The organism is Prodigiosinella aquatilis (genome assembly GCA_030388725.1).
Lineage (GTDB): Bacteria > Pseudomonadota > Gammaproteobacteria > Enterobacterales > Enterobacteriaceae > Prodigiosinella > Prodigiosinella aquatilis.
The window spans coordinates 2,644,137-2,666,576 of sequence record CP128857.1; the positions used below are offsets into that span (position 1 = coordinate 2,644,137).

The 22,440-nt window shown below is 45.9% G+C and carries 17 protein-coding genes, 1 other RNA gene and 2 pseudogenes; 6 read left to right on the top strand and 14 right to left on the bottom strand.

All coding sequences use genetic code 11. The annotated features are described in order from the left end of the window. Positions 1 to 151: 151 nt before the first annotated feature. Positions 152 to 319 (top strand): annotated as a pseudogene (locus PCO85_12315) (hypothetical protein). Between the two features lie 152 nt (positions 320 to 471). On the opposite strand, the gene PCO85_12320 reads toward PCO85_12315, so the two are convergent. The 5 genes and pseudogenes from PCO85_12320 to bglG all read right to left on the bottom strand — a co-directional run bounded on the left by PCO85_12320 (position 472) and on the right by bglG (position 6,711). Then, positions 472 to 1,656, bottom strand: coding sequence for an alpha/beta hydrolase-fold protein (locus tag PCO85_12320; GenBank protein WJV52044.1), 1,185 nt, complete (start codon positions 1,654 to 1,656; stop codon positions 472 to 474). A gap of 185 nt (positions 1,657 to 1,841) precedes the next feature. Next, positions 1,842 to 2,081 (bottom strand): annotated as a pseudogene (locus PCO85_12325) (carbohydrate porin). Between the two features lie 158 nt (positions 2,082 to 2,239). Then, entirely contained in the window at positions 2,240 to 3,637 is a 1,398-nt protein-coding gene (gene ascB, locus PCO85_12330) for a 6-phospho-beta-glucosidase (protein ID WJV52045.1), read from the bottom strand. After that, a complete protein-coding gene (gene bglF, locus PCO85_12335) occupies positions 3,637 to 5,586 on the bottom strand; it encodes a PTS beta-glucoside transporter subunit IIABC (GenBank protein WJV52046.1) in 1,950 nt (649 codons plus the stop codon). The genes ascB and bglF overlap by 1 nt, the downstream gene beginning before the upstream one ends. Positions 5,587 to 5,865: 279 nt before the next feature. Beyond that, positions 5,866 to 6,711 (bottom strand): transcriptional antiterminator BglG, encoded by an 846-nt coding sequence (bglG, locus tag PCO85_12340; protein ID WJV52047.1) that lies wholly within the window; start codon positions 6,709 to 6,711, stop codon positions 5,866 to 5,868. A 624-nt stretch (positions 6,712 to 7,335) separates the two neighbouring features. On the opposite strand from bglG, the gene pykF reads away from it, so the two are divergent. Continuing rightward, on the top strand, positions 7,336 to 8,748 hold the full coding sequence (pykF, locus tag PCO85_12345) for a pyruvate kinase PykF (GenBank protein WJV52048.1): 1,413 nt from the start codon (positions 7,336 to 7,338) through the stop codon (positions 8,746 to 8,748). A 318-nt stretch (positions 8,749 to 9,066) separates the two neighbouring features. Further along, a complete protein-coding gene (locus PCO85_12350; GenBank protein ID WJV52049.1) occupies positions 9,067 to 9,303 on the top strand; it encodes a major outer membrane lipoprotein in 237 nt (78 codons plus the stop codon). A gap of 56 nt (positions 9,304 to 9,359) precedes the next feature. Here the strand turns inward: PCO85_12350 and PCO85_12355 are convergent, their stop codons facing one another. From PCO85_12355 to sufA, 7 genes are all read right to left on the bottom strand, one after another. After that, on the bottom strand, positions 9,360 to 10,358 hold the full coding sequence (locus PCO85_12355; GenBank protein WJV52050.1) for a L,D-transpeptidase family protein: 999 nt from the start codon (positions 10,356 to 10,358) through the stop codon (positions 9,360 to 9,362). Between the two features lie 379 nt (positions 10,359 to 10,737). Then, complete coding sequence (gene sufE / locus PCO85_12360) at positions 10,738 to 11,154, bottom strand: cysteine desulfuration protein SufE (protein WJV52051.1); 417 nt, start codon at positions 11,152 to 11,154, stop codon at positions 10,738 to 10,740. A 25-nt stretch (positions 11,155 to 11,179) separates the two neighbouring features. Then, positions 11,180 to 12,403 carry a cysteine desulfurase SufS gene (gene sufS, locus PCO85_12365; protein WJV52052.1) on the bottom strand — a complete coding sequence of 408 codons (1,224 nt, stop codon included), beginning with the start codon at positions 12,401 to 12,403 and terminating at the stop codon, positions 11,180 to 11,182. Beyond that, positions 12,400 to 13,698, bottom strand: coding sequence for a Fe-S cluster assembly protein SufD (gene sufD, locus PCO85_12370; protein ID WJV52053.1), 1,299 nt, complete (start codon positions 13,696 to 13,698; stop codon positions 12,400 to 12,402). Before sufD ends, sufS begins: the two co-directional genes overlap by 4 nt. Beyond that, positions 13,673 to 14,419, bottom strand: coding sequence for a Fe-S cluster assembly ATPase SufC (sufC, locus tag PCO85_12375; GenBank protein WJV52054.1), 747 nt, complete (start codon positions 14,417 to 14,419; stop codon positions 13,673 to 13,675). Before sufC ends, sufD begins: the two co-directional genes overlap by 26 nt. A gap of 92 nt (positions 14,420 to 14,511) precedes the next feature. Then, positions 14,512 to 16,026, bottom strand: coding sequence for a Fe-S cluster assembly protein SufB (sufB, locus tag PCO85_12380; GenBank protein WJV52055.1), 1,515 nt, complete (start codon positions 16,024 to 16,026; stop codon positions 14,512 to 14,514). A 14-nt stretch (positions 16,027 to 16,040) separates the two neighbouring features. Beyond that, the gene (gene sufA, locus PCO85_12385; GenBank protein WJV56075.1) at positions 16,041 to 16,415 is read right to left on the bottom strand and encodes a Fe-S cluster assembly scaffold SufA; all 375 of its coding nucleotides are present in this window, start codon (positions 16,413 to 16,415) and stop codon (positions 16,041 to 16,043) included. A gap of 469 nt (positions 16,416 to 16,884) precedes the next feature. Here sufA and PCO85_12390 point away from each other — a divergent pair, with 469 nt between their 5' ends. Further along, on the top strand, positions 16,885 to 17,067 hold the full coding sequence (locus PCO85_12390) for a hypothetical protein (GenBank protein ID WJV52056.1): 183 nt from the start codon (positions 16,885 to 16,887) through the stop codon (positions 17,065 to 17,067). Between the two features lie 87 nt (positions 17,068 to 17,154). Here PCO85_12390 and PCO85_12395 read toward each other — a convergent pair whose 3' ends face one another. Both PCO85_12395 and PCO85_12400 read right to left on the bottom strand, forming a co-directional pair. After that, positions 17,155 to 17,577, bottom strand: coding sequence for a hotdog fold thioesterase (locus tag PCO85_12395; protein ID WJV52057.1), 423 nt, complete (start codon positions 17,575 to 17,577; stop codon positions 17,155 to 17,157). Next, positions 17,577 to 20,630: an FAD-binding and (Fe-S)-binding domain-containing protein gene (locus tag PCO85_12400; GenBank protein ID WJV52058.1), complete on the bottom strand. Its 3,054-nt coding sequence runs from the start codon at positions 20,628 to 20,630 to the stop codon at positions 17,577 to 17,579. Before PCO85_12400 ends, PCO85_12395 begins: the two co-directional genes overlap by 1 nt. 289 nt (positions 20,631 to 20,919) lie before the next feature. On the opposite strand from PCO85_12400, the gene ydiK reads away from it, so the two are divergent. Continuing rightward, positions 20,920 to 22,023 (top strand): AI-2E family transporter YdiK, encoded by a 1,104-nt coding sequence (gene ydiK / locus PCO85_12405; protein ID WJV52059.1) that lies wholly within the window; start codon positions 20,920 to 20,922, stop codon positions 22,021 to 22,023. Positions 22,024 to 22,284: 261 nt separating this feature from the next. Next, positions 22,285 to 22,393: antisense sRNA RprA (rprA, locus tag PCO85_12410), an RNA gene on the top strand. The last annotated feature ends 47 nt before the right edge of the window (positions 22,394 to 22,440 follow it).

The following is a 22,440-nucleotide window of genomic DNA, read 5'->3' on the forward strand; positions in this document are numbered from 1 at the left end:
TTCTTATTTCACAGATTTTCGCTGGCGTCTGTAGATCATAGATAGCGTTTGATGTGTGAAATAACCTGCGACAGCCTTTCATGAATAAAAAATATCGTCGGAGCCTGTAATCCATAAAACTGCGCATAGTCCGCCAGTTGCCCTACGAGTGCCCCGTGGCTGTGAAGACACCACTAAACCGCAACTGATAAAGAAAAATCAAATACGTATCACAGAAATGAACAGCCAGGTTTTGGCTCTGTATTCCAAAAGCATGATCACGAGTGAGATTATCCCCACGTTCAAAGAGATGTACGACACCGATGTGTCATCTACTCTAACTTTCATTATTACCATTGCGGCCCCGAAAGTAACAGCCATTAATAAAATATCGGCTATTGCATAACGCAAACCCATAGTGATTTCATTATTCATTATGAATCCCGCTGTTCACTTCTTGGGGCCGCACTAATTATGTGTTGGTATCAAATATTATTTAAATATCTTCTGAACAAACATTATGTAAGCCGGTCGCCAAACATCCATTTCATGCCCCAGATTGGGATAAACGGTGTAATCAAACTTCATCCCTTTCTGCTCCAATTCCTTTTTCAAACCAGCGATATCCTTCCCGGTGACACTATCCTTACTACCCACCACTACAGTGAAATTACGTAATTGCTGATTAACTTGCTGCGCTTTCGCCAGTTGTGCAGAGACTTTAGCATTAGGAACAGTGGTTGTGCTTACACCACTGAAGGTAGCCAGCCAGCCAAAATAATCAATGTGGCTCATGCCAGATACCAGCGTCTGATATCCCCCTTGAGATAAACCTGCCAGTGCTCGACCATCGGCATCATGACGAACATTAAACCGTTGGCTGATCAGTGGAATAATGTCATGCATCAGTTCGTTGTCCGCAGCTGCTGCATTGCGAGGATAGAAAACCTTTCGTCTGTCCTGCGGCACAAAATCTTCTGGTATTGCGTTGGCCGCATCCGTTTCAGTATCCGGAATCACAACCAGCATTGGCACTATTTTTTTCTCTGCCAGTAAGTTATCCATAATTTGGGGGATGCGCCCCTGGGCAACCGCCGAATCTCCGGTATCACCAAAACCGTGATAAAAATAGAGTACCGGCAGTGGTTTACCTGAATCGCTATATCCTGGTGGTGTCCAGACATACATCTGACGTTCTGATTTCAACGTCGATGAATGATAGGTAATGATTCGCAAATCACCATGAGGTACCTGCCGGGTATCCAATATACTGCCAGGAACCAGAATCATGCTGGTATTCACCTGTCGCTGCGGTTTTGGTGTGGACGACCCAGTGTCAATACTACGGAAACCATCAACATTGAAAAAATATTCGTACAAATCAGGGGACTGTGGTGCCGTACGGAAAGACCACACACCCAATTCATCCTTGACCATGGGATGAATTACCCAGGATTCTGGTGTAGCGCCGGTAATTACGCTGACCGTTTTCGCCGTAGGTGCAAATAGCCGGAATGTAATGCTTTTATCCGCATTTACTTGCGACAGATAGCGCGTCGAAACCACATCAGAGCGCGGGAACGCCGGTATCCCCTTTGGAAACGCGTTGGCACTCAATGGAGAAAACAGACACAAGCTGGATATCAGCAGATACACACTATTTTTTGTCATTTTCATTAAATCAACCCTCATATTTTTCATACCATGCCCAACAGATTTCGAGTCGCAGAAAGCAGAAAACATAAGAATTACAATAAATTTACCCAGATAAGTGATTCAATGGAGTAAACGAAGGCAATGTATCTGCAACTTGAAAAATAACTGATATACATAAGTAGCAAATACTATTAATTAAACAGCGACTACCACCACACTTCCGCTTGAATACCTACAGTAAATTGATCTTTTTTTGTATCTGGAAATGTAAATGCATCCCGTTCATTATCCAGCGCTCTTAAATACGTGCCATAGAAACGGATTTCTGGTCGTGAACTAAGCATGCTGGTATCGACTTTAATTGTGTGAAACAAGGTGGCTTTATAACCAGATTCAGTGAATTTTGTGCCAGTTTGATTTTTATTGGTCTGGGTAAACCTACCAAGCGATCCTATTGCCCAAGATTTCGGTGAACCTTGTGATCCAGTGGACCATCCTGAACGGAAATAACCTGTACGCTACAAGCGTATTTAGCCCTCTAGCCTAAATATGCCAGATAAAATACAATTCTGCGGATAAGTTATATCCGCAGGAAAAGATTAAGTTAACGGATTAATGCACTACCATTACTGGCGATAATCGATTTGTACCAGAAGAAACTTTTCTTTCTATATCGCGTTAGACTTCCATTACCTACATCATCTCGATCCACATAAATAAATCCATATCGTTTTGACATCTCTGCTTTTGATGCACTGACCAAGTCAATCGGTCCCCAGCAGGTATAACCTAATACCTCGACACCATCATCAATCGCCTCACCGACCTGGACCAAATGATCATTCAAATACTGAATGCGATAATCATCGTTAATCGAACCATCATTTTCTTGTTTATCTTTAGCTCCCAGCCCATTTTCAACAATAAACAATGGTTTCTGATATCGATCATAAAGGAAATTTAATAGGTATCGCAATCCTTCCGGATCAATTTGCCATCCCCATTCTGAACTTTTCAAATGTGGATTTGGCACCATATTCAATATATTGCCACGTGCTTTTTGGCGATAATCTTCATCGGTCGTGACACAGCCGCTCATATAATAACTAAACGAAATAAAATCGACTGTTTCTTTTAATGCTTGCCGATCTTCTTGCGTTATATTCAACGTGATACCAGCTTGTCTAAAAAATCGAGTCATATACGCCGGGTAAGCACCTCGCGCCTGTACATCACCAAAAAATAACCATTCTCGGTTTTGTTGCAGACTCTCCATTACATCTGCTGGCTTACAGGTCAAAGGGTAAAGCATGGCCCCGAGTAACATATTACCGATTTTGGCATCCGGAATAATTTCATGGCAGGCCTTAACTGCTTTTGCACTGGCAACCAATTGATGATGAATTGCCTGATAAATATCTGGTTTACTACTCTCGGGAGGCAAGCCAACACCGGTAAAGGGTGCATGCAGCGCCACGTTGATTTCATTAAACGTAAGCCAGAATTTCACTTTATCTTTATAGCGTGAAAATACCGTTCTGGCATAACGTTCAAAAAAGGAAATTGTTTTACGATTACCCCAACCACCATAATTTTTGACCAAACCATATGGCATCTCATAATGAGACAGTGTCACTAAAGGCTGAATATCATATTTAGACATTTCATCGAATAATCGATCATAAAATGCCAGGCCAGCTTCATTGGGTGTTTCTTCATCTCCCTGAGGAAAAATACGCGTCCAGGCAATCGATGTGCGCAAACATTTAAATCCCATTTCGGCAAATAACGCAATATCTTCCGGATAGCGATGATAAAAATCAATAGCGACATCTTTTATTCCACTGTCCCCAAGCTGGCGCTCAATGATTTCGCCAAATATACCCTGAGGCTGTACATCAGAAGTCGACAACCCTTTTCCGTCGATTAAATATGCACCTTCAACCTGATTGGCAGCAACGGCTCCGCCCCACAAAAATGTTTCTGGAAAATGATGGCTCATTATTTCTGTTCCTCCCTTGGACTGATCTGAATATCGTTTTCTTGGCGAACCAATACTAATAATGGTATTTTCGCGGTAATGTCACCGCTAGCGACGGGCAAGATGTCAATATAATCATCGCTATTGGTAATAATCATGGGCGTTGTGGTGTCATAACCAGCCTGTTCAATAGCTAGGCAGTCAAATTCCAGCAACAGATCCCCCTGTTTTACTACGTCACCAATACTGACATGCGGCGTAAAATATTTTCCGTCCAGCTTCACCGTATCCACACCAACATGAATTAAAACCTCTGCACCCTCATCGGTGGACAAGCCAATGGCATGATGGGTTTTAAAAAATGATGCAACAGTGCCATTCACTGGCGAAAACAATTGTCCTTCCGTTGGTTTAATGGCAATGCCCTTTCCCATCAGACCGCTGGCAAAAGTACGATCACTGAGTTGATCCAGCCGCAGCACCTTACCCTGTATCGGACTCATAATTGTTTGCTGGCGTCCATTGCTCGTCACAGATGGTGTTGAAGATGACTGAACAGATCCTACAGTAGCAGGGGCAGTTTCACGTTGTGCCGTTTTTACGCCAAACAGCCAGGTAGCGAGGGCGGCAAACACAAAAGCGATTGCTGTACCAATAATGGCGGCCCATACGCTACTATCAATTCCTGATGGCGGGATAATTTGGGTAAAAGTAAAGATGCTAGGGAATCCAAAGGAATAAGTGGTGGAATGGAAATAACCCATAATTCCTGCGCCGATAGCGCCTCCAATACACCCGAAGATGAAAGGGCGACGTAATGGCAATGTGACACCATAAATCGCAGGTTCAGTGATACCAAAAATGGCCGCAGAAAGTGCTGATCCCGAAATGCCTTTCAGTTTCATATCACGGGTACGTAGTAATACTCCTAATGTTGCTCCTGCCTGGCCTAATACCGCCGGGGTAAGTAATGGCAATAATGTATCATGTCCCATTACACTGAGATTATTTAGCATAATGGGGATAAACCCCCAGTGCAGCCCGAAGATTACACATATCTGCCAGATAGCGCCCATGAATACCCCGGCCAACAATGAGTTAAAGCCATAAAGTAACTGATAGCCACTAGCCAGCATTTGACTCAACCAGGTTGCCGTAGGCCCAATCAATAAAAATGTTAAAGGGACAGTAATCATTACACAAAGTAACGGTGTGAAAAAATTACGAATATTGACATGTAAAAATGCATTAAGTGGTTTTTCCAATTTACAGGAAACCCAACTGGCAAAAATAATTGGAATAACCGATGAACTATAATTAATAAAGGTGACTGGTATCCCCAAAAAATGGAGGGGGTGATATCCTGCCGTTTGCATAGCATTAAAAGCAGCAATCATTGAAGGATGTACCAATGTTCCACCAATTACCATAGAGACAAATGGATTACCACCAAATTTTTTACCGGCCGTATATCCCAAAATAATGGGGAAAAAATAGAATAAGGCATCACTGGAAGCAAATAATATTTTATACGTACCATCCTTATCTGACATCCATCCCAGTGCTAGACTGAGCGCTAAAAATCCTTTTAAAATCCCTGATGCTGCCATTACGCCAATAAATGGGGTAAAAATACCAGAAATGACATCAATCAACCGGGAAATGATATTCTCCTTTGTTGTGTCATCGCCACTATTATCGCGACTTGCATCAGATAAACTCTGAACGCCAGACATTCCGATCAAATCCTGATACACCTCGTTGACATGATTCCCGATCACTACCTGAAATTGACCGCCGCTTTCCACGACCATAATGATACCGGGATTATTCTTCAGTGCAGTAGCATTCGCCTTATTATTATCCTTTAACTTAAAACGCAGGCGTGTAGCACAATGTAATACACTATTGATATTACCGAGTCCTCCGACACCTTCAATTATCTCATTGGCTAACGTTTTATATTTCATTGACAATCCTCAATACTCAGTAACTTCACAGGTAAAACCGGATAACATCAGATATCCGACCACTGTTTTTGAGACAAAAAAAAACCTAAACCACCTTTCTAAATGCTACCAGCACTAAGAAAGGTGGTTTAGGTTTTGCCTGTATTCTTCAAGTGGTGAATACAGTAACAATCCAGTTTTTACGCTTTCAATATAGACTACTTATTTTTACTTCAACAGCAAGTCTATTCTCATCAATAATCACTGATTTGTGATTTACAGCATACATTCCTACTATGTCTATTGGCTTTCCAATAATTCAGATCTGACTCTTTCAATATGAATTGTCAAAAACATTAACTCTTCTTTAGTCAGCGTGTAACAATACTGCTGGATAATATGACTCTGGATTTTCTCGGCACAGTGATATGCCTGTGAGTATTTCTCTTTTACCACATCATGCAAAGACTCATCATTGCTGAATACCGTATTGTGTCCCATTACTCGCTGCGCAAAAAACTTTAAATGGGTAACGAATCGATGGTAACTGAAAGCCTGTTCGTTATAGTCAATATTCAATTGGTATTTAACAATATTAAGAATCTCCTGCATGATTTTGGTAATCTGAATAACTTCAGGCATGTGGCTATCCAACTGAGCATTGACCAGATGCAAAGCAATAAACCCCGCTTCATCCTCCGGTAGACGGATACCAAGACGTTGTTCAATAATATCCAATGCTTCCAAGCCTACCGCGAACTCTTTCTGATAAACCCGCTTGATTTCCCACAGCAGAACATTACGTATATCAACGCCCTGCTTATGTCGCTCGATGGCAAAATTACAGTGATCAGTCAATGAAATATAGATGCTGTTTTGTAACTGTCCCGACAATCGCGTCTTGGCCAGAGTGATGATTTTGTCAGCTGTCGTGATGACTTCCAGCGGAATGCCAGCCAGCAGTTCACTGAGACGGGAGGTCAACTCACTACTACGAAGTTCAAATACCTTTTCAACCAGTGTGTTATCTACATCATCCCCAATCTGTTTTTTGAAACCTAGCCCTCGCCCCATCACCACCTGCTCACTATGATGTTCATCTATAACGGTGACGACATTATTGTTAAGTATTTTGGCTATCTTCATTTTTCACGCTCTGAAAACAAAAAAACCAGATACCCGCTATGAAGCGAACATCTGGTCTTGCCTGCCGAGTGCAGTAACAATCCTGTATGTATATAAACTACCATTTGCCATCGTAGTCTCAATATCCAACACACAGAAACGTGATAGAGATCGACACAAATACAAGCATTTCACATCTGTTCTCATTTTTATCTATCCAGTTGACCTGTTTCACACAATTAGCCAAACCGGCGATTGGTTCGTTTGCACCACAATAAGTTTTTCTCAGGCAGTTGCGCAACAAGTCTGTGTAAAAATGACAAATCGCACATTTTTTTGCGTAAACGCACTAAAATATGCGTTATCATCACTTCATCTGGCTTGTTTCTCCCCATCTAACAACTATAATACGGAACGTCGTTTCATTGAATGGTTTCAGCTAATTAACGTGCCACTATCATCAATAAAATCACTTCACATGACCGGGCAATATCCTGTCACATACTCGTTTATTCTCTCATTGCTGTCACCACCTATACTTAGCTGTCAGAATCACCGCCAACCGTATCTATCCCGGGGGATTAGCACTATCAGCCACCGGCTCACATATTTTTTATCCATCACAACTTGTAGAAACTAACCATTATGAAAAAGACCAAAATCGTTTGTACCATTGGCCCCAAAACCGAATCAGAGGAAATGCTGGGCAAGCTGCTCAGTGCAGGCATGAATGTAATGCGCCTCAACTTTTCCCATGGTGATTATGCTGAACATGGCCAGCGTATTAAGAACCTACGGGCCATCACGGAAAAAACCGGTAACAAAGCCGCCATTCTACTGGATACCAAAGGTCCAGAAATCCGAACCATGAAGCTGGAAAATGGTGCCGACGTCTCTCTGACTGCCGGCCAGATTTTCACGTTCACCACCGAGCAGAGTGTTATTGGCAACAAAGACCGTGTTGCCGTGACCTATGCCGGATTTACCGAAGACCTGAAAACAGGTAATACCGTACTGGTTGATGACGGCCTTATCGGTATGGAAGTGCTCGATATCAAGGGTAATGAAGTTATCTGTAAAGTACTGAACAATGGTGATCTGGGAGAAAACAAAGGCGTTAACCTGCCAGGTGTATCTATTCAGTTACCCGCATTGGCAGAAAAGGACAAACGCGACCTGATTTTTGGCTGCGAACAAGGTGTTGATTTCGTTGCCGCATCGTTTATCCGTAAACGTTCTGATGTAGAAGAGATCCGAGCCCACCTGAAACAGCATGGAGGGGAACATATCCAGATCATTTCTAAAATCGAAAATCAGGAAGGCCTGAACAACTTTGATGAAATTCTGGAAGCGTCCGACGGTATCATGGTTGCACGTGGTGATCTCGGTGTGGAAATCCCAGTAGAAGAAGTGATTTTCGCGCAAAAAATGATGATCGAAAAATGTAACGAAACTCGTAAAGTGGTTATCACAGCAACACAAATGTTGGATTCCATGATCAAGAATCCACGCCCAACCCGTGCTGAAGCTGGCGATGTTGCCAATGCGATTATTGATGGTACAGATGCCGTGATGTTGTCTGGAGAAAGCGCCAAGGGTAAATACCCTCTGGAATCAGTGACTATCATGGCAACCATCTGTGAACGTACCGATAGAGTGATGAAGCCCCGTCTGGAAAAATTGCACAACGAGGGCAAATTGCGCATTACGGAAGCGGTATGTCGTGGTGCAGTGGAAACCGCTGAAAAACTGGAAGCGCCATTAATCGTCGTTGCCACTAACGGTGGTAAATCAGCTAAATCCGTGCGTAAATACTTTCCTAACGCCCGCATTCTAGCGCTGACAACCAATGGAATCACCGCCCGCCAATTATTGCTGAGCAAAGGCATCGAAACTATGCTGGTGAAAGAAATTGCCTCAACTGATGATTTCTATCGCATTGGGAAAGAAGCGGCCCTGAGCAGTGGTTTTGCACAACCAGGCGACGTTGTCGTGATGGTTTCTGGCGCATTGGTTCCCAGTGGCACCACCAATACCGCATCTGTGCAGCGCCTGTAATAAAGCCGGTAATGAAAACCCATACGAAAAAGCGTCCTTCGGGACGCTTTTTTATTTTCCAATTACATGAGCCAGCTAACTTATTGCCATTTTAGTTATACTTAATTGATATATTGGAGTGGCTCTACTTCAGAGTTATCTGATATAACCTTGCTGTTTTATTTACTTTTTTTAATCTGCCAGTGAAACTCGCTGGTTCTTTGAGCGAACAGTCAAAATTAAGCATCTTCCCATCAAAAATTTATTCTCATTAGAAAAAAGTTTGTGTAATACTTATAACGCTACATGGAGATTAACTCAATTTAGAGGGTATTAATAATGAATCGTACTAAACTGGTACTGGGCGCGGTAATTCTGGGTTCTACTCTGCTGGCTGGTTGCTCTACCAATGCTAAAATCGATCAACTGTCTACTGATGTTCAGACTCTGAACAGCAAAGTTGATCAACTGGCTACTGATGTGAATGCAATCCGCTCTGACGTACAGGCTGCTAAAGATGACGCAGCTCGTGCTAACCAGCGTCTGGACAACCAAGTTCGTACTTACAAAAAGTAATCGAATTGGTTGAGTAAAAAATGGCGCACATTGTGCGCCATTTTTTTACCTTAATTTTACCGTGATGGACTGATGGCAGAAATAGGTGCAGCAGCGCCTGTCGTCTGCGGTAACTGAAAGTCGTGAATCTGCTGTCCAACATTAACCAATACGGGCATACCAGAACGACGAGCAATCGTGGCAGAGACACTGCCTGCATCGGTATCCTTGTTGCGAATAAACGTCTTCACGTCCTTGCTAAGAGCAATCGGCATGGTTTGTGGGTCATCTTTATCCGATCTGGACAGTGGCTGATGTACCTCCATATAGCGCTTACCATCCGGTTCTACCGCCACCTTGATAGGTTCGTTGATAACCCGCACCTGAGTTCCTACTGGTACAGCATTAAACAATGCCTTGATATCATCAGGACGTAAACGGATACAACCAGAACTGACACGCATACCAATGCCAAAATTGGCATTGGTTCCATGGATAAGATAAACCCCGCCACTTTTAGCCAACCGTAAGGCAAATAATCCCATCGGATTGTCCGGACCAGCTGGGACTACTGCCGGTAAAATGATGCCATCTTCTTTATAGCGCTTACGAATGTTCGGCGTTGGTGTCCAAGTAGGATTCTCATGTTTTTCTCTGATCCGGGTGACCATAACTGGGGTACTTCGCCCTAACTGACCAATGCCGATAGGATAAACAATTACCGTATCCTTGCCCTTGGGATAATAGTACAAGCGCAGCTCAGCCAGATTGATAATGATACCTTCACGCGGCGCGTCCGGCAGCAGCATCTGTGTCGGAATTATCAATGTGGTTCCCGCCTTCGGCAAATAAGGGTCCGTTCCCGGATTCGCCTCCAACATCCCAAGCAACCCAATCTTATAATCAGCAGCAATTGCTTCCAGAGGGCGGCCATCGTTGGGTACGGTATAAATAATATTTTCGCCAATCAAACGGCTTCCTGGTGGTGGAAGTGGATATTCTGTCGCCCACGCCACTGAGATACCCACCAGGGACGACACAAAGAATAGAGTTAATAATTTAAAAGCGTGTTTCATTGTTAATTTCCTGTTCCACTGCTCAAAGATAGATATAAAAAATGGTAGTTAACCCACTAAGCGATTATTTTCATGGCTCACTTTTTCGGAATTAATATAACAAGGGTAGGTTTTGTTTATTTGAATCAATATATTATAATTCAATACTGTAAAAAATCTCATACTCAAGGATAAAAGCTGCCCCGAAGAAGATCTACGGGATGAAATCTGAAATATGAATTCACGCAATTAAGGTTAACTTGATATTAGATACCCCCATCCGCCAAAGGATCAAGATACGAAAGTTTGGCGCGAGGAATGGCACCATCAGAAACCTCATCCCCACGTATGTTCATATTTTACATTGACGTGATTAATATCATTCGGCCAGAGTAAGTGTTCAGATCAATGGTAAAATCCGGCTTCGTATAGCGCGTAATATTGCTTCCAGCCCCTGAGAGCGAGAAGGCGTAAGATGCTCACTCAACGCCAGTTCCTGAAAAAATGGACGGACGTCCAACGCAATGATCTCCTGCGCGCTCAACCCTTGATAGAGACTGAACACCACGGCGATAAGCCCTTTGACAATAGCCGCATCACTATCACCATGAAGAATAATGCGTCCCTGTTCGTCCTGCCGCACTACAATCCATACGTGGCTTTGGCAACCGGATACAACATTTTCATCCTGACGCCACGCCTCAGGTAACGGTTTCAAACCTACCCCCAACTCAATAATATAAAGATACCTTTCTTCCCAGTTATGACAGCGCAGGAAGTTACGCATCAGTTTTTGCGGCTCGGGCAGCATTGTCATAAATATCTCCAGACGTTATACCGGCTCAGCGGCTCAATAATCGGTGAATACGCTGTAATCCAGCCACCAGCCGGTCGATGTCTTCCCGTTGAGTATAGAGCGCCAGCGAGGCTCGGCACATACTGGGGACACCATAATGCTCCATTAATGGCATGGCACAGTGATGCCCGGTACGGATTGCTATTCCATACTGATCCAGAAAGCTACCTACATCATAGGCATGGTGTTTACCGAGATTAAAGGCTATCACACCCTGGCGCTGGCGCGGGCCGTAGAGCGTAAAATCCGCTACTTGCTCTAACGCCTCCAAAGCATACTGCATCAATTCGGTTTCATAGACGTGGACAGCTTCAAGTCCCAGGGTCGTAACATAATTCAACGCTGCACCCAGCCCCATAATACCCGCCGTATTCGGTGATCCAGCTTCAAACCGCCAGGGCGCATCAACATAGGTGGTACCATAATATAGGCTGACCTGCCTGATCATCGCCCCGCCCCCTTCCCATGGCGGCATGTCTTGCAACAGTTGTTTTTTGGCATACAACACGCCGATCCCCGTTGGTCCATAAATTTTATGACCAGAGAAAGCGTAAAAATCACAATCCATCGTCTGAACATCCACCACTTGATGCATCACCGCCTGAGCCCCATCGACGAGCACTTTCGCACCCGCTGCTTTGGCCTGCCGGATAATCTCACTGACCGGATTTACCGTCCCCAGCACATTGGAAACCTGTGTCACCGCTACCAGGCGTGTGCGTTCATCCAATAACAGAGGCAATTTCGCCATATCGAGCGTACCCTCGACGGTTAGCGGCAGGACGCGAATTTCCAGTTGGTGAGACGCTGCCAGCATTTGCCAAGGTACAATGTTGGCATGGTGCTCCATCTCGGTCACGATCAGGTTATCACCGGGTTGAAAAAAGGTACGGCCATAACTATTTGCCACCAGATTAATCGCTTCAGTCGTGCCACGGACGAACACAATCTCCTCGGCGGACTCCGCGTTAATAAACGCAGCCACCTGTGCTCTGACGCCTTCCATCGCGCTGGTGGCATGCGCGCTTAACGTATGTATGCCGCGATGTACTGCCGCATACTCATGCAGATAAAAATCCCGTTCCCGCTCGATAACGGTCAATGGTTTCTGAGCACTGGCGGCACTATCCAGATAGGCCAGAAGCTGACCATTGATGTCCTGCTGTAGCACAGGGAAATCAGCTTTCACTCGCTCAATGGGGTAACTCATGCAGCGCCTCCCATTGTATTTTCCAACCGAAGCGCAATGCGATTTACTACCACATCACGCAATACTTCATCCGTAATCGCTTCCGTCAATTCCGCAGCAAACGCGAAGATAATCATCTGCTGTGCGTCTCGCCCGCTAATACCACGTGAACGCAGATAAAATAGCTGCTCCTCGTCGATTCTCCCCACCGTAGCCCCATGACTGCATTTCACATCATCAGCATAAATTTCCAATTGTGGTTTGGTATCGACTTCGGCCAGACGACCCAGCAACAAGTTATTGTTAGTCATTTTTCCATCGGTTTTCAGCGCCTGAGGCGCCACTTTAATCGTGCCATTGAATACGGCACGGGCACGATCACGCACGATGGTTTTGTGTAACTGGCGACTTTCGCCATGGCCTTTGTTATGTTCAAGATAGGTGCGAGTGTCACAAACTTCATTACCACCCGGCAAGACCAGACTATTCATCACCAGATTAACGCCTTCACCGTTAATCTGGGCGCTGGTGTGATGACGCGTCAGTCCGGCACCTAATAGAAAACCATGGCTGCTCACCTGCGCCGCACGTGCCAGTAACAGATCATTATGGGAAAAGTGATAACTGGCTGGCGACTCAAATCCCAGCTTGTAATGCGTTACTTGACTGTTTTCCCCTGCGTCAATAGTTAAGCGTGCACCACAGAAATGTGCCCCTTCATCCAGACTGGCATAATGTTCGATAATCTGTGCACTGGCCCCCTGACCGACACTCAGGTGATGTCGATAATGAACCGTATTCAAAGCCGAGGTATCACCGCTACTGTTGATGTGTAACAAATAGAGCGGTTTATCTGCTTGCACGCCAGCAGGCAGATGGATAAGCGTAGTTGACATCGCCAGGCTTTCTGTCAGATGCAGGAAAACCTCGGGCTGAATAGCGACAGACAATGACAAGGACGATCCAGCCGGCTTTATATCTATCTGGTAAGGCCCCCACGCCACATCACTCAACATCGCATTAAACACCCCGTCAACAAATACCAGACACCAGCTGTCGACAGGCAGAGCCAGCATGTTTCGCCACCCTGGATTGATGAAACGAACCGTCGGCACAGTAAATACATGAGACAATAAGCTATCCAACGGCGTGTATTTCCACTGTTCGAGCTTACGATGTGGCAGCCCTAACCGCAGTACCTGCTGCCAGTGTTGCTCGGCCTCGGGAGATCGCGGCGCAGCCGTGTCGAACAACTGCTGCCACTGCTGCATAACGTGCTGCGGTTTGCTACTATTGTTGGTCGGTAAGCCAGCCATAGCCTTGTTCCTCCAACTGTTTAACCAATGAGAAATCGCCGGATTTAATAATATGTCCCTGAGACAACACATGCACATAATCAGGTTTGACGTAATCCAGAATGCGTTGATAGTGGGTAACAATAATGAATGAACGCTGAGTATTACGTAGTGTATTCACACCATTAGCGACAATCTTCAACGCATCAATATCCAGGCCGGAATCTGTTTCATCCAGAATACATAAATCCGGCTCCAGTGCCGCCATTTGCAAAATATCATTCCGTTTCTTCTCACCGCCGGAAAACCCCACGTTTACTGAACGTGTCAGCAGGTCTGCTGGCATCTTCAACAGCTGGATTTTATCTTCAATGAAATCAGCAAAATCAAAACGGTCCAGCGGTTCCTGCTGACGATATTTACGCACAGCGTTGACCGCGGTTTGCAGGAAAAACTGATTGCTGACGCCAGGAATTTCCACCGGATATTGGAAAGCCATGAAGATGCCTTCTCCGGCGCGATCTTCCGGTGCCAACGTCAACAGATCCTTGCCTTTGAAATACAGTGAACCGGCAGTCACTTTATAATCTTCTCGTCCAGCCAACGTTGCAGACAAGGTGCTTTTCCCGGAACCATTTGGTCCCATGATGGCATGGACTTCTCCTGGTTTAACATGCAGACTCAGCCCTCTGATGATTTCTTTCTCTTCGACACTGACTCTCAAGCTTTTGATACTTAACATATTGTATCCTTCTGGCGTCTTTTGATTGCTGACGCTCATCATTATGTGCACCGGAGTGCCATTTCCGTTGCCGTGACGGAGCCACTAATGCATTAGCCCACGCTATGTTCAAGGCTGATCGCCAGGAGTTTCTGTGCTTCCACTGCAAACTCCAGCGGCAACGCAGAAAACACATCTTTACAGAAGCCATTTACAATCATGGAGATAGCATCATCTTCATTGATGCCACGTTGCAGGCAATAGAACAGCTGATCCTCACCAATTCTGGATGTCGTTGCTTCGTGTTCCAGTTGGGCTGTATTGTTTCTCACTTCCACATACGGAAAAGTGTGTGCACCACAATCACTACCTATCAGCATCGAGTCACACTGGGTAAAATTGCGGGCATTGGTCGCACTTGGCATGATTTTCACCAAGCCACGATAGGTATTCTGGCTATGCCCGGCCGAAATTCCTTTTGAGATAATGGTTGAACGGGTGTTTTTACCGATATGGATCATTTTGGTCCCGGTGTCCGCCTGTTGATGACCACTGGTTAATGCCACGGAGAAAAACTCACCAACCGAGTTATCACCGCGTAGAATCACACTTGGATATTTCCAGGTGATCGCCGACCCGGTTTCTGACTGCGTCCAGGACATCTTTGAATTTTCTCCACCACACAGTGCTCGCTTGGTCACGAAGTTAAGGATCCCTCCTTTACTGTCCTTACCAGCGAACCAGTTCTGTACCGTGGAGTATTTCACTTCGGCATTTTTATTGACAATCACTTCCACTACCGCCGCATGCAGTTGATAACTATCACGAACTGGTGCGGAGCATCCTTCAATATAACTGACATAACTATCATCATCGGCGATCAAAATCGTCCGCTCAAACTGGCCGGTTTTTGCGGCATTAATGCGGAAATAGGTAGAAAGCTCCATTGGACAACGGACACCTTTCGGCACATAAACAAAGGTTCCATCGGAAGCCACCGCCGCATTCAGGGCGGCAAAAAAGTTGTCGTTGGACGGTACTACGCTCCCCAGATACTGACGTACCAAATCCGGATGCTCTTGAATTGCTTCACTGAATGAGCAGAAAATAATGCCTTGTTTCGCCAGTTCATGCCGATAAGTGGTGGCAACAGATACCGAGTCAAATATCGCGTCTACCGCGACATCCTTGCCTTCCCGCACCGGAATACCCAGTTGCTCGAACGCATTTTCCACCTCGGTAGTGAGGTAATTTTTTGGGTCCGACGATATGTTGGTCTCGTCAGTCCCGGAGTGCTGAATGGCACCCGGTTGAGCACTGCAATTGTCGTCACAATCGCCACAGGATGGTGCCGAGTAATAGCTGTAATCCTGATAATCAAGCTTATCGTAGTGCGCTTTCAACCAGTGGGGCTCTTCCATCTCCAGCCAGGCGTGGTAAGCATTAAGCCGAAACGCCAACATCCATTCAGGTTCATTACGCTTGGCGGAAATAGCCCGTACCACATGTTCGTTAATACCGCGAGCCAGTTCATCCGTGGCCAGTTCGGTGAAAAAACCTTCTTTGTAGCGTCCATCCTCGATCCTTGTCTGGACATCATCGGATACTTCTACGTTACTACGTGCCATGATCGCATCACCGTTTAGAGGCCAAAACTTTCTCCACACCCGCAGGCATGCTGAGCTTTTGGATTGGTGAATTTAAATACCTGATTCAAACCTTCGTGGACAAAATCCACTTCAGTACCATCGATAAAAGGCATCGCTTCCAACGGTACATACAACCGCGCACCATCACGCTCATACACCAGATCGCCTGCGTTGGGTTGATGAATCAGATCCAGAACATAACCAAAACCGGCACATCCCGATGGCTTAACGCCAAGTCGTATACCCTGTACCTCACGTCCCTGCCGCATCAGCTTCAGAATATGGGATGCCGCACTTTCCGTTAGAGTCAATCCTTGCCAGGCATTCTCCGCCAGTGAAAACATTTCTACTTTATCGTCCGCTTGCATTGGGATTACCTCATTCATCTCTGTTTCCCATTTCACGCTGCACTACCCTAATCATTAGTGATAATGATTATTGCTTCAACCACGTGATCTTTGGGGCTTTGATCCAGCCACAGTTTTATCCCGGTGATGGGAAAGTCTTCTGCCAGCATGACAAGCCATTGACTTCTAACACCATAGAAAATAATTCATTGATTAATAATAAAAAATTAGAATAATCGCGCATATGACTCACTTTAATAGTTCGAATTTTCATGTAAAAATCACAGTATTCATAGACAATACCTATTTTATAAACAGGGAAAAATAATACCGACTACCGATAATTATTAGGTCTGTGAAACATGATAAGAGGAGGAATATAGAAAACAGACTCAGAAGGGGATCACTCGAATGTTCAGTTTTAGCCCCTGGCAGCGAGCATATTAATGAACATGGACGAAAACGCCGTCATGCCACGTTGGAATTCTATATGGCTGAATTACTGTTAAATCGATCTAACGACAGTATTGATCAGCTCAAACATTATCACCTGACTGGTATGAGAATGGTGAAATTAAGTCAGAAATATGGCGATAACGGCCATCACTTGCGGGGATTGATAAAAATACATCATCGGGGTTGGTTAAAGAGATCAATGATGCTAGAAACATGACCATGATTACCCAGAGAGCGCCCATTCCGTAGGCATCCCGAATATTTTCGTGCGTTTACCTAAACTGTAATAGGCCAGGTGGAAGGCTTATTCATCCGGTGTAAGCACCGCCGTGGTGAGGCGTGACGAACAACACAGTCGACCTACTGGGTCGAAGATATCTATCTGCCAGACCTGATGTCTTCTGCCCACGTGCAACGCACGGCAAACGCCGCGCACTTCTCCCTCACTAACCGCACGCAGATGATTGGCATTAATTTCAACGCCCACCACCTGTTGAACACCTTCCGTGCATAGATAACCCGCTATCGATCCTAGTGATTCTGCCAGTGTTACTGACGCCCCACCATGCAACAGACCGAATGGCTGTTGGGTTCGGTTATCCACCGGCATAATGCCCTCCAGCGTATCATCCGTAATATGTGTCAGGCGGATCCCCAAGTGTCCCAACATGCAACCCATACTTTGCTGGTTAAACTGCACCAGATCGATATCTCTTTTCCACAACATCACACTAACTCCAACAATGCTTGTAAAGGATGCCGCAAACCGCTGCCCTCCATCCGTTTCACTTGACTGCGACAGGAGTATCCTGTGGTAAGGCAACGCTGCTGAGGTAATCGTTGCAAAGCCGGTTGCCATGACAAGCCATAAATTCCCTGTGAATTGACCAGATTCTTGCTCTCATGGCCATAGGTTCCCGCCATGCCGCAACACCCGACACTTACATTCTCCAACGTCGCGCCAAAGCGGGCGAAAATAGCCGACCATTGCTGTGTACTAACCGGCAACGCCGTTGTTTCCGTACAGTGGCCAAACAGATACCAAGGATCACCGTTCAAGGGCTGAGGCGCTTTATCAGCCAGAACGTCCGTTAACCATTCATGAACCAGCAACACCTGAAAATCACCGCGTTTATCTCCTAACACTTCCCGATATTCATCCCGGTAACATAAAACCAGCGCCGGATCGACACCAACCATAGGCAAATCCAGGCGAGCAACCCGATTAAGAAACTCTGCGGTTTTCGTGACTGTTTTAGCAAAACGCTGCAAGAACCCTTTGATATGCTGAGCTTTACCGTTCGGGGAAAACGGCAGTAAAACCGGCTTCAGATTCAGTTTTTCCACCAGACGGACAAAATCTGCCACTACCTGCGCATCGTAATAACTGGTAAAGGGATCCTGTACAATCAGTACATAATCGGCCCGCATCTGCGGCGACATCTGTTCTAGTTGTTCCAGCGTAGTTGCCATTGCCTGATGCCCGGCAAATACCTGATGCAATGAGGGCGATGAAAGCAGTGGTAAATCGACCATTCCGATATATTTACGGCTTAAGGCACTAAGCCACGGCTGTTTCAGGAAAAAATTAAATGTCTTGGGACTACGGGCCATTAATGGCGCATAACTTTCCACCCCCGCGACCAGATAATCTCTAGCCGGACGCAGATAGCGAGTATGGTAAAGCTGTAGAAAACGTGCCCGAAAACTGGGAACGTCAATCTTGATCGGGCATTGGGTCGAGCAGGCCTTACAGGCCAGGCATCCCGACATCGCTTCTTTTACCTCATGGGAGAAATCATAATTTCCCTGACGGGCATACCAGGTGTTACGGGTTTTATCAATCAAGCTCCGCAGGCTCATCCGCTGCTGCGATAACTGCTGTTCCAGGGCCAACGGGTCAACACCTTGCTCAGTCAGCAGGCGCAACCATTCCCGTACCAACGAGGCCCGGCCTTTCGGTGAGTGAATACGGTTACCGGTAATTTTCATTGATGGGCACATTGGACTACGGGCGTCGAAATTGAAACAAAGCCCATTGCCATTACATTCCATGGCCCCACGAAACGCACTACGTACCGTCAGTGGAATACGCCGGTCATAAGTCCCGCGTTTAACTGCGTCCACTGTCATCATCGGCGCGTCAACACCCAGGGGCGCACAGATTTTCCCGGGATTCAAACGGTTATCCGGATCAAACGCGGCTTTTATTCGGCGTAACTCATCATACAATTCTGGGCCAAAGAACGCCGGGCTGTATTCGGCACGGAATCCTTTGCCATGTTCCCCCCACAACAAACCGCCATATTTTGCCGTCAGTTCGACAATCTGGTCAGAAAGCTGCTTCATCAGGATCTCCTGCTGTGGATCGCACATATCCAATGCAGGACGGACATGTAACACGCCAGCATCAACATGGCCAAACATGCCATAAGTCAGGTTATGGCTGTCCAGCAAAGCACGAAATTCCGCAATGTAATCCGCCAGATGCTGCGGTGGAACACAGGTATCTTCCGCAAACGGAATTGGCTTCGCCAACCCTTTGCTATTCCCCAGCAGACCAACGGCTTTTTTACGCATCGCGTAAATACGTTCAATACCCACGAGATCGTGGCAGACCTGATAACCAATAATGCCCGCCTCACGATGATGCAATAATGTATCCAACCGCTGGCACAGCCCACTGACCTGAGTATCAATCAATGCTTCGTCATCACCAGCGAATTCCACAATATTCAGGCCAAGCATCTCCTGACCGGGGATATCGGCAATCAATTCACTGACTGAATGCCACACAATGTCTTCCCGGGCCAGATTCAACACTTTGGAATCAACCGTTTCCACCGATAACGCCTGCGCTTCTACCATAAAGGGCGCACTACGCAAGGCGGAATCGAAAGAGTCATATTTTACATTCACCAGCCGCCGTATTTTGGGCAGACGGGTGATATCCAGTTTTGCCTCAGTGATAAACGCCAGTGTACCTTCTGCCCCAGTCAGAATGCGGGTGAGGTCAAACGTTTGCATGTCATCACTGAAAACATGACGCAAATCGTAACCCGTCAGGAATCTATTGAGCTTGGGAAATTTTTCTACGATAAATTGCCGTTGCTCGCGACAACGATGCAATACGGTATGATAAATCTGACCGAGCGGAGAATTTTCTCTCGCCAGTTGTTCAGCCAACGCTACTGGCATGGCCTGCGTATCGAGCATGTCGCCGCCAAGCAATATGGCCCGCAACCCAAGAACATGATCAGACGTTTTGCCGTAGGCCAACGACCCCTGTCCAGAGGCATCGGTATTAATCATGCCGCCCAGCGTAGCGCGATTGCTGGTGGAGAGTTCCGGTGCAAAGAAATAACCGAATGGTTTGAGATACTGATTTAGCTGATCTTTGATAACCCCAGCTTCTACGCGTACCCAACCTTGCTCAGGATTGATTTCCAGAATTCGGTTCATATAGCGGGACGTGTCCACCACAATCCCCTGATTCAGCGCCTGACCATTGGTGCCAGTACCACCGCCACGAGGTGTGAAGGTTAATTCAAGGAATGCAGGGTCGCCAGCCAGCCTGGCTAACAACGCCACATCTGCCGTCGAACGGGGAAAAACCACCGCGTCCGGCAATAACTGGTAAATACTGTTATCTGTCGCCATCGTCAGGCGATCAGCATAGTCAGTGGCGATATCGCCCGTAAACCCGTTTTGCTTCAATGCTTCCAAAAAGTTAAGCACCGGTTGAACAAGTCCGGGTGCCTGGGTGATCTGTGGGATCATTATTTTTGACTCTGTCCGTGCGAGAGGTGTTTGCCAATAAAATCATTGTCGGGCTGATGCGTTTACATCATGACCGAACTCAATTTGTTTTATCATATTTCACTGCGATATGCGCCAATGTATGCGCAAAAACTTATACTAGTGTTTAGTCATCGCTACTTGTAAATACGTGAACGTCCTGTCCAAACTGCGGGAAATCACGCATGATAAATTATTCTCATTTTTCATCGTTTTGCTGGCACGAGATAATATCAGGCATCGTACCGGCCTACAGAGGTAACATTCATTGATGAAACAGTCTCAGCCTCAACCTCAGCACTTTGATATCACCCGAATATTATTCAGCCTGCTGTTCATCGCTATTATGATTATTGCCTGTTTCTGGGTGGTGCAACCGTTCATTCTAGGGTTTGCCTGGGCCAGCATGGTGGTAATTGCGACCTGGCCACTGTTAATTCGCCTTCAACATATATTGTGGGGATACCGTCCCCTGGCCGTTATCGTGATGGCGCTGTTGTTGATTCTGCTGTTTGTCATCCCGACCTCCATTCTGGTGAGTAGCATAATTGATAATAGCGCGGCATTGATCAAATGGGCATCCAGTCAACAGAAGATGACACCGCCATCACTGCAATGGCTGGAATCCATCCCACTGATTGGCGATAAACTTTACAGCAGTTGGCAGACGCTGGTACACAGTGGTGGCAGCGCGTTAATGGCAAAGGTTCAGCCTTACATCGGCAGAACAGCCACCTGGATAGTAGAGCAAGCCGCGCACATTGGCCGTTTTCTGATGCACTGCGCCTTAATGGTCATATTCAGCGTCTTGCTCTATATCAAGGGCGATCAGGTAGCGTTAGGCGTGCGACGCTTTGCGATCCGTCTGGGTAAACAGCGCGGCGACACTGCGGTGATCCTTGCCGCGCAAGCCATTCGAGCCGTTGCTCTCGGCGTAGTAGTGACCGCAATCGTACAGTCTCTGCTTGGCGGTATAGGCCTCTCACTATCGGGCATTCCCTATACCACACTGTTAACTGTTCTGATGTTCCTGTGCTGTGTTGCGCAACTTGGACCGCTGTTGGTACTAATCCCGGCGATTATCTGGTTGTATTGGAGTGGTGATACCACCTGGGGCACGGTGCTGTTGGTCTGGAGCTGTATCGTCGGTACGCTGGATAATGTCATCCGTCCTCTATTGATTCGCATGGGGGCTGATTTACCAATGTTACTGATCTTATCGGGCGTTATCGGTGGTTTGCTGGCTTTTGGCATGATAGGCATATTCATCGGCCCGGTAGTATTGGCAGTTTCTTATCGCCTCCTGTCCGCATGGATGCAGGAAGTTCCCGAACCACCAAGTTTAACTAGCGTTAAAAATATAGGTAAAAAATAGCAACATTTTGCTCACAATGAATTAAATACGCCTCATTTTACCTTTCGGGGGTTACTCCCCCGATAACCCCACAAATGATAAATTAATCTAATCAATATAAGATTATTCCCAATGATTGTTCGTTTTTTAGATCCATTTATTTTCTTTTATGCTAAATATCTTGAACATACCTTGCAGGTACTAAAATAATTCTTAAAAAAATATTAACCATTGGGATGATTCTTAATGACTCTACAGATTGAAATTCATACTATGGATATCAGCGCTATTGTTAACGTAATGTTTGCAAATAAGGTTTCTCCTAGTCAAAGTCAGTAACGAATTGCTGTGTGTAGTCTTTGCCCATCCCCTGAGATGGGCTTTTTTTTATCCATAAGACGATGGTCTGTGAGCCATGTCAGCCGTTAAAAATCAAAA

Bases quoted from the DNA above. Each gene is read 5' to 3' on its own strand.
- PCO85_12320 (WJV52044.1), bottom strand. From the start codon at position 1,656: ATGAAAATGACAAAAAATAGTGTGTATCTGCTGATATCCAGCTTGTGT.
- ascB (WJV52045.1), bottom strand. From the start codon at position 3,637: ATGAGCCATCATTTTCCAGAAACATTTTTGTGGGGCGGAGCCGTTGCT.
- bglF (WJV52046.1), bottom strand. From the start codon at position 5,586: ATGAAATATAAAACGTTAGCCAATGAGATAATTGAAGGTGTCGGAGGA.
- bglG (WJV52047.1), bottom strand. From the start codon at position 6,711: ATGAAGATAGCCAAAATACTTAACAATAATGTCGTCACCGTTATAGAT.
- pykF (WJV52048.1), top strand. From the start codon at position 7,336: ATGAAAAAGACCAAAATCGTTTGTACCATTGGCCCCAAAACCGAATCA.
- PCO85_12350 (WJV52049.1), top strand. From the start codon at position 9,067: ATGAATCGTACTAAACTGGTACTGGGCGCGGTAATTCTGGGTTCTACT.
- PCO85_12355 (WJV52050.1), bottom strand. From the start codon at position 10,358: ATGAAACACGCTTTTAAATTATTAACTCTATTCTTTGTGTCGTCCCTG.
- sufE (WJV52051.1), bottom strand. From the start codon at position 11,154: ATGACAATGCTGCCCGAGCCGCAAAAACTGATGCGTAACTTCCTGCGC.
- sufS (WJV52052.1), bottom strand. From the start codon at position 12,403: ATGAGTTACCCCATTGAGCGAGTGAAAGCTGATTTCCCTGTGCTACAG.
- sufD (WJV52053.1), bottom strand. From the start codon at position 13,698: ATGGCTGGCTTACCGACCAACAATAGTAGCAAACCGCAGCACGTTATG.
- sufC (WJV52054.1), bottom strand. From the start codon at position 14,419: ATGTTAAGTATCAAAAGCTTGAGAGTCAGTGTCGAAGAGAAAGAAATC.
- sufB (WJV52055.1), bottom strand. From the start codon at position 16,026: ATGGCACGTAGTAACGTAGAAGTATCCGATGATGTCCAGACAAGGATC.
- sufA (WJV56075.1), bottom strand. From the start codon at position 16,415: ATGCAAGCGGACGATAAAGTAGAAATGTTTTCACTGGCGGAGAATGCC.
- PCO85_12390 (WJV52056.1), top strand. From the start codon at position 16,885: ATGGCTGAATTACTGTTAAATCGATCTAACGACAGTATTGATCAGCTC.
- PCO85_12395 (WJV52057.1), bottom strand. From the start codon at position 17,577: ATGTTGTGGAAAAGAGATATCGATCTGGTGCAGTTTAACCAGCAAAGT.
- PCO85_12400 (WJV52058.1), bottom strand. From the start codon at position 20,630: ATGATCCCACAGATCACCCAGGCACCCGGACTTGTTCAACCGGTGCTT.
- ydiK (WJV52059.1), top strand. From the start codon at position 20,920: ATGAAACAGTCTCAGCCTCAACCTCAGCACTTTGATATCACCCGAATA.